This is a genomic window from Gracilibacillus suaedae (assembly GCF_017599345.1).
Taxonomy (GTDB): domain Bacteria; phylum Bacillota; class Bacilli; order Bacillales; family Amphibacillaceae; genus Gracilibacillus; species Gracilibacillus suaedae.
Window position 1 is genome coordinate 206106 of sequence record NZ_JAGFVL010000057.1, and the last position, 6456, is coordinate 212561.

Annotated in this window: 6 protein-coding genes and 1 pseudogene; 6 read left to right on the forward strand and 1 reads right to left on the reverse strand. The window is 35.5% G+C overall.

Annotation, left to right across the window (positions count from 1 at the left end):
• Positions 1-4 precede the first annotated feature (4 nt).
• Positions 5-793 (reverse strand): hypothetical protein, encoded by a 789-nt coding sequence (locus J5J03_RS17710; protein WP_208591363.1) that lies wholly within the window; start codon positions 791-793, stop codon positions 5-7.
• A gap of 297 nt (positions 794-1090) precedes the next feature.
• On the opposite strand from J5J03_RS17710, the gene J5J03_RS17715 reads away from it, so the two are divergent.
• From J5J03_RS17715 to J5J03_RS17740, 6 genes and pseudogenes are all read left to right on the forward strand, one after another.
• Positions 1091-1714, forward strand: a complete 624-nt coding sequence (locus tag J5J03_RS17715; RefSeq protein ID WP_208591367.1) for a TetR/AcrR family transcriptional regulator — start codon at positions 1091-1093, stop codon at positions 1712-1714.
• Positions 1715-1779: 65 nt separating this feature from the next.
• Complete coding sequence (locus J5J03_RS17720; RefSeq protein WP_208591369.1) at positions 1780-2676, forward strand: alpha/beta fold hydrolase; 897 nt, start codon at positions 1780-1782, stop codon at positions 2674-2676.
• Between the two features lie 247 nt (positions 2677-2923).
• A complete protein-coding gene (locus tag J5J03_RS17725; protein WP_208591371.1) occupies positions 2924-3124 on the forward strand; it encodes a cold-shock protein in 201 nt (66 codons plus the stop codon).
• A gap of 155 nt (positions 3125-3279) precedes the next feature.
• Entirely contained in the window at positions 3280-4713 is a 1434-nt protein-coding gene (locus J5J03_RS17730) for a DEAD/DEAH box helicase (RefSeq protein ID WP_208591382.1), read from the forward strand.
• Positions 4714-5163: 450 nt separating this feature from the next.
• Positions 5164-5835 (forward strand): deoxynucleoside kinase, encoded by a 672-nt coding sequence (locus J5J03_RS17735; protein ID WP_208591383.1) that lies wholly within the window; start codon positions 5164-5166, stop codon positions 5833-5835.
• 329 nt (positions 5836-6164) lie between these two features.
• A pseudogene (locus J5J03_RS17740) lies at positions 6165-6446 on the forward strand (transposase); the annotation flags it as partial.
• Positions 6447-6456 lie beyond the last annotated feature (10 nt).

Sequence of the window (6456 nt, forward strand, 5' to 3'; positions counted from 1 at the left end):
TTAATCACTTCACTTTTTGTCCTTTTAAAATCTTGAATTCAGGGTCTTGATACTGGGCTTTTAAATATGTTCTTTGTTCTTTGTCGTAGAGTTTGTTGTTTTCAACTGTTGCTGAATAGGAGTCATAAGTAGCAAAGCCATACAGAGACGGAAAAAATAATAACCATTCTGGATTTAACACTGTTGTTGCATTTTGGATTTCTCCCAAAAACAAAAATGTCACTGCTTCAAGCGCATGAGATTGATAAAAGAAGATCACAGCCCAAATCACAACAAAAGCTGCTGTTAAAATTCGATGAATATATAGTTGCCCTAGACCAGGCATGAATAACGACCAGATAAAAGCTAATACTGGACTTCTTTTGTCTAAGTAATTTATCTCTAATGGTGATAAAACAAATGAATTGTAGCGATGATTTTCTCTTTCAGCCAATATGTAAACTTTATTTAGGTCTATTGTTGTTCGATAGCTATCCCAAATGGCGAAAAGGTAAACAGGGATATAAATAAGAAGCCATCGTGTATCCAAAACCTCTTTAGCCATGTCAATTTTCCCTTGAAATGAATAAATCATTGCAAGGTTAAGATTCGTTTGGACATTGACGATAACTTCCCAGATAAACAATAAATAGCCACGTATATATTTGGAAAGTAATAAATGTCCGAAACCTGGACATGCCGCACTCCACCAAGCAATAATATATGGATTTCTTAGATGAACTTGTGTTGTTCCTAACATGCTGACATGTGCCTTGTAACGCCTTGCTGTATTGTCATTATTGTAGTTTTGCATTTTTAATCCACCTAAAAAAGTTATCATTACAATGATTTACATTAAATACAAAATGTATACCTCTTTAGATTTGCTTTGGGCTTGGACTATACAGTTGAACGCTCTTCTTTTTGGAATGGTGGCCTTATTGGCCGCCTCGGCACATGTCTTTATGTATCATTCAAGAATTCTTCCGATTTTTATTCCGTTCTTTAGCAAATACATTAGTAGTGTCTACTGTTCTGTATTGACCTATCAGGTAAATATATGTATAATGAAATTGATCTAACAGATAAATGTATAAGTGAGGTGGTTACCATGCTTCCAAAAATTTTGAATCTGGAATCAAAAAGAAGAGATATTATTTTAAATGCAGCATTAAAAGAATTCGCTATCAAAGGATTTGATGATGCCTCGACAAATGTTATTGCAATGGAGTCGGGGATTTCAAAAGGGTTAATGTTCCACTATGTAAACAGTAAAAAAGATCTATTTCTATTTCTTTATGATTATTGTGCTGACGTGATAAATAAAGAATACCTTAGTTTAATGAACTTTAACGAGAAGGATATTTTCGAAAAACTACGGCAATCATATTTACTCCAGATTGAATTATTGCAAAAGCATCCTTGGATTTTCGAATTTATTAAGATTAATGCTATAACTAAGTCTGAAGAAATTAATAAGGAACTGGAAAAAAGAGTTATTGAGAAACAATTGTTATGTCTTGAGACAATGTTTGATACCGTTGATGAATCTAAATTCAGAGAGGGATTGGACGTTGAAAGATGCAAACAGCTTATTTTTTGGGCAAATATTGGTTTTACAAATCAAATAGTAGAGGACATTAGAAACTCAGAAGTCTTTGAATTGGATTATGACAATATTGTTGCAGAACTTGATGGTTACCTTAATGAACTTAGGAAAATCTATTATAAATAGAAATTAATTAAGGGAGGATTGATAAAGTGATGAAAGATTATACAAACACACACAGGGGAGATAAGTTGCCGATTGGAAGATTATACAATGTGGAAGAACGACGCTTGTTACTCGAATGTTCAGGGACTGGAAGTCCAACAGTAGTATTTTTACCGGCAGCAGGCATGATCGGACTTGACTATTTAAATATCCATAATAAAATTAGTCAGCGAACAACATCAGTGATCTATGATCGAGCGGGAACGGGTTGGAGTGATCGGGTTAAACTTCCTCGAAATGCACTTGAGGTCACTGACGAATTGCGAGAACTCTTGCGTATCGCTGATGTACCTGCTCCCTATCTGTTCGTTGGTCACTCATTAGGTGGAATATACGCACGCCGATACGCTCAACGATTTCCAGATGAGGTAGCCGGAATGCTTCTTCTAGAACCGCCTCATGAAGACTTTCTCACCAATACACCAAAGTTAAAGAAACGCCACTTATTTCAGCAGATTTTCCCTATTCTTCGTACACTCCTAACCTACAAGCAGACCTTTCGAAGTTTATTTGACCAGATGCTCGCTAGTTGGCCAGATTCGATACGTGAGCCACTGATTAAATATCATCTTAGGACATTAAAGAAAACGATTAAGGAAAGAAAAAATCTGAACAGCGAGCTCTATAAAGAAGTTTATGAAGGAGGTGACATACCGGATATTCCTTTGATTGTGTTTACGGCGATGGGAATTGACCCATTCATGACCCCGATCACGAGCAAATCATTTCTCCGTGATACTATTGATCCATTCAATAAAGTTAAAAATACGATCTATACAAAATTAGCAAAATCAATTCCGCGTGGGGAGCACCGAATACTTAAAACTGCCGGACATACCACGATTCATACAGATTGTCCAGATGAAGTGGTCGAAGCGGCCTGGGACTTACTCGATAGTGTAGACAGTACAGAGAGTAAGTGAACTTATTTTTTATATTAAGTGATCTTCTTTGCTCAATAGGGATGTTATACTATTTTCCCAACGAAGAGAGAACTTGTATCCAAATATTAGTTGCTATTTCAAACATTATCTGCTATTCTAAATAAGACTTATTTTTGTTCGGTCTCGGTCTGAGAGAAAAGAGTAAATGTTACACTTTTCACCTTTTATCTAAATTGAACAATAATAGTAATAAATGGTGGGGATATCCACACAGGAGGAAACAAATATGCAACAAGGTACAGTTAAATGGTTTAATGCAGATAAAGGGTTTGGTTTTATCGAAGTAGAAGGTGGCGAAGACTTATTCGTACATTTCTCAGCCATTCAAGGTGAAGGATTTAAAACTTTAGAAGAAGGTCAAGCAGTTACGTTTGATACAGAAGAAGGTCAACGTGGACTTCAAGCTACTAACGTTCATAAAGCATAATGACTAAAGGGCTCTATCACAGAGCCCTTTTTCTTTTTGAATCAAGTACAATATGTTTCTATATTGTCGTATCAAGTGTCCTTTTTTTCTAGTGGTATATGATTAATGGTTTGGACAAATATTATGGGTGAATCTAATATAAATGAGGTTAACGTATGAATGAAAGAAACTTCGAAAGTTATCAATTAAGCGAGGAAATAAGAAAAGCATTAGCTGTATTAAAGTACAATACGCCTACAAAGGTACAAAGCGAAGTCATTCCAAGAGTATTGGAAAATCAAGATTTAATTGTGAAATCTCAAACTGGTAGTGGGAAGACTGCTGCTTTTGCTATTCCTATCTGTCAGCAAATAGACTGGGAAGAAAATAATCCACAAGCATTGGTGCTAACTCCAACAAGAGAGCTAGCTACTCAAGTTCGTGAAGATATAACGAACATTGGCAGGTTTAAGCGCGTGAAGGCATTGGCTGTATATGGTAAAGAACCGTTTGCTATCCAAAAGGATGAACTGAGACAAAAAACACATGTTGTGGTTGGTACACCAGGTAGAGTAATGGATCATATTGAAAAAGAGACATTAGAATTAGAGGAAATAAAGTATCTGGTAATAGATGAAGCAGATGAAATGCTGAAAATGGGCTTTTTAGATGTGGTAGTAGCTATTATAAAAAAAGTACCAGCAAACAGAGTAACTATGTTGTATTCAGCTACCTTGCCGAAAGAAATTGAAAAGCTTTGTCATCAATATATGCAATCTCCTATAACAATAAAAATCACTACAGAAGTCACTACAAGCAGTATTGACCATAGTTTGATCGAAGTGGAAAAAGAACAGAAGGTGTCACTTCTCAAAAATGTGACCGTGGTAGAAAATCCAGATAGTTGTATTATTTTTTGCAATACACAAGATAAGGTAAACGAAGTGTGGAGTATGTTAGCACATGCTAACTATTCTTGTGAACAGATTCATGGAGGACTGGAGCAAGATAAACGATTTGCGGTAATGAAAGGATTCAAATTGGGTGAATTTCGTTACCTTGTAGCAACAGATGTAGCTGCCAGAGGCATAGATGTAGATAATGTGTCTCTCGTTATTAACTTTGATGTCCCAATCGATAGAGAAAGTTATGTACACCGAACAGGTAGAACAGGCCGTGCAGGTAATAAAGGGAAAGCGATCACCTTTGTGGCTGCTTATGAAAACAAAAACCTGCAATCAATTGAGAGGTATATCGGTTTTGAGCTTCGTAAACGGGAGATACCTTCCAAAGAGGAAGTAAAGAAAGCAAAAGAAGCCTTCGATCAAAAAATGACGGAACGACGGATTGTGAAAAATAATAAAACAGCTAGAATCAACCAAGATATTATGAAGCTGCATTTTAATGGTGGCAAAAAGAAGAAAATCCGGGCTGTGGATCTTGTTGGTACTATATCCAATATCCCAAATGTCACAGCAGATGATATCGGGATCATTTCCATTAAAGATAATTGGTCCTATGTTGATATTCTTAATGGCAAAGGATCTTTAGTTTTGGAAGCAATGGAACATACCAAAGTTAAAGGTAAGAAGTTAAAGGTAAGAAGTTAAAGGTAAGCAAAGCGAGGAAATAGAAATACCCTAATACGTAATTACATCTTTTAACTCTATTATTAGAGAGTTAAATAACATAAAGAGAAGGAAAGCGCAAAGTCATTCTATGCACTTTCCTTTTTATTATCTTCTACTCTCCTTCCAATCCGAGCTATATTTTCTTTCTCAAAAACGTTATTTTCACATAAACAGTCTGTGTTATAATATATAAGTTGCTTTTCAACACTTAGACTAGAAGCATGTTTATATCAAAACCAATAGAATCTCGGTATAATTATATATTCTTATGCTATTATTTTACCGCGATGCTAAACGTCTGTAAGCCCTCACTTCAAGCTTTAAGTGCTCAATGGGGGTCAAAACCCAAACTGATCATAGTCTCGCTTTATTATTTACATAGCTTCGATGTAATACGGATTCTAGATTTTTTTAAAGGGGCTAAATAGAATGAAAAGCTTTTATCAAGATTGTTTAAAAAGGTTAAAAAGGACAGAAGGAGATGGATGGAAAATGATTACGATAGATGGTGTAGTAGGTGTAGGGAAAACAACTTTAATGGATATAGTTGTAGAAGAGTTAGGGTATACACCATTTGAAGAACCTGTTGTGAATAATCCAATTTTAGATAGATTTTATTATGACCGTGAGCGTTATAGCTTTCCTTTACAAGTATTCTTCTTGAATGAACGTTTCAAACATATAAAAAATGCTAGTAAGTTGAACAAAGCAGTGCTGGATCGATCTATTTATGGAGATGTTATTTTTGCCAAAATGCTAAAGGATAATGGTGAAATGTCTGAAGAGGAATTTAACATTTATTTAGACCTATTCAAAAATATGATTGAACACTGCGAGCCACCGGCATTGATGATATACCTTGAAATATCAACAGATGAAGCGATTCGTCGTATTAATAAACGTGGAAGAAGTTATGAAGTCGATACAGAAGATGCGTATTGGGAAAGGTTAAATAAAGAGTATAGAGAATATTTTGAAGCATATGACGCATCGCCTGTTTTGAAAATTAACGTGGATCAATTAGATTTTGAGAACAATCTATCCGATCGTGAATATGTCATAGCTCAAATTAAAAAAGAACTAGATGTACTAAACGTATAGAAGCTAAAATATGAGTATAAAGTGACTATCGATATAAACGATGTTAGTGAGAGTGCGAAGGGGCTTACTGTATAGTTTTTCACTTTCATAGTACTTCACCTGTAATGAAAAGACCTCACGTGCTTTGTTACTAGAGTTTTTAAGGGTTTGAATAAAAATGCAGGTTAGATTGTAAGTAGTTCACCTTTGATGGAGAAAACTTAAATAGCTAATCATAGCATGCCGCACCATACATGGAGTGGTATGCTATTTGAACCGGTTACACTTGATTGGACAAGTTAGTTAAGGTCAGATACACTTGGTTCAAATAAAAGCCGAGGAGTTTTAAAATGACCAGAAGAATGAGAAGAAGCTTTTCCAAAGAATTTAAGGAACAAATGGTACAACTGCATGCATCTGGTAAACCCCGTGCAGAAATTATTAAAGAATATGAACTGACGCCTTCCTCCTTTGATAAGTGGGTTCGACAGTATCATGAAAGTGGATCGTTCCAAGAAAAAGACAATCGCACACCAGAACAAGAAGAGTTAATCAAACTTCGTAATGAAAATCAAAAACTGGCCATGGAAAATGATATTTTAAAGCAGGCCGCGCTGATCATGGGACGAAAGTAGATGTGAT

Coding starts and splice junctions, on each gene's coding strand:
- J5J03_RS17710 (WP_208591363.1), bottom strand. CDS start 793: ATGCAAAACTACAATAATGACAATACAGCAAGGCGTTACAAGGCACAT.
- J5J03_RS17715 (WP_208591367.1), top strand. CDS start 1,091: ATGCTTCCAAAAATTTTGAATCTGGAATCAAAAAGAAGAGATATTATT.
- J5J03_RS17725 (WP_208591371.1), top strand. CDS start 2,924: ATGCAACAAGGTACAGTTAAATGGTTTAATGCAGATAAAGGGTTTGGT.
- J5J03_RS17730 (WP_208591382.1), top strand. CDS start 3,280: ATGAATGAAAGAAACTTCGAAAGTTATCAATTAAGCGAGGAAATAAGA.
- J5J03_RS17735 (WP_208591383.1), top strand. CDS start 5,164: ATGAAAAGCTTTTATCAAGATTGTTTAAAAAGGTTAAAAAGGACAGAA.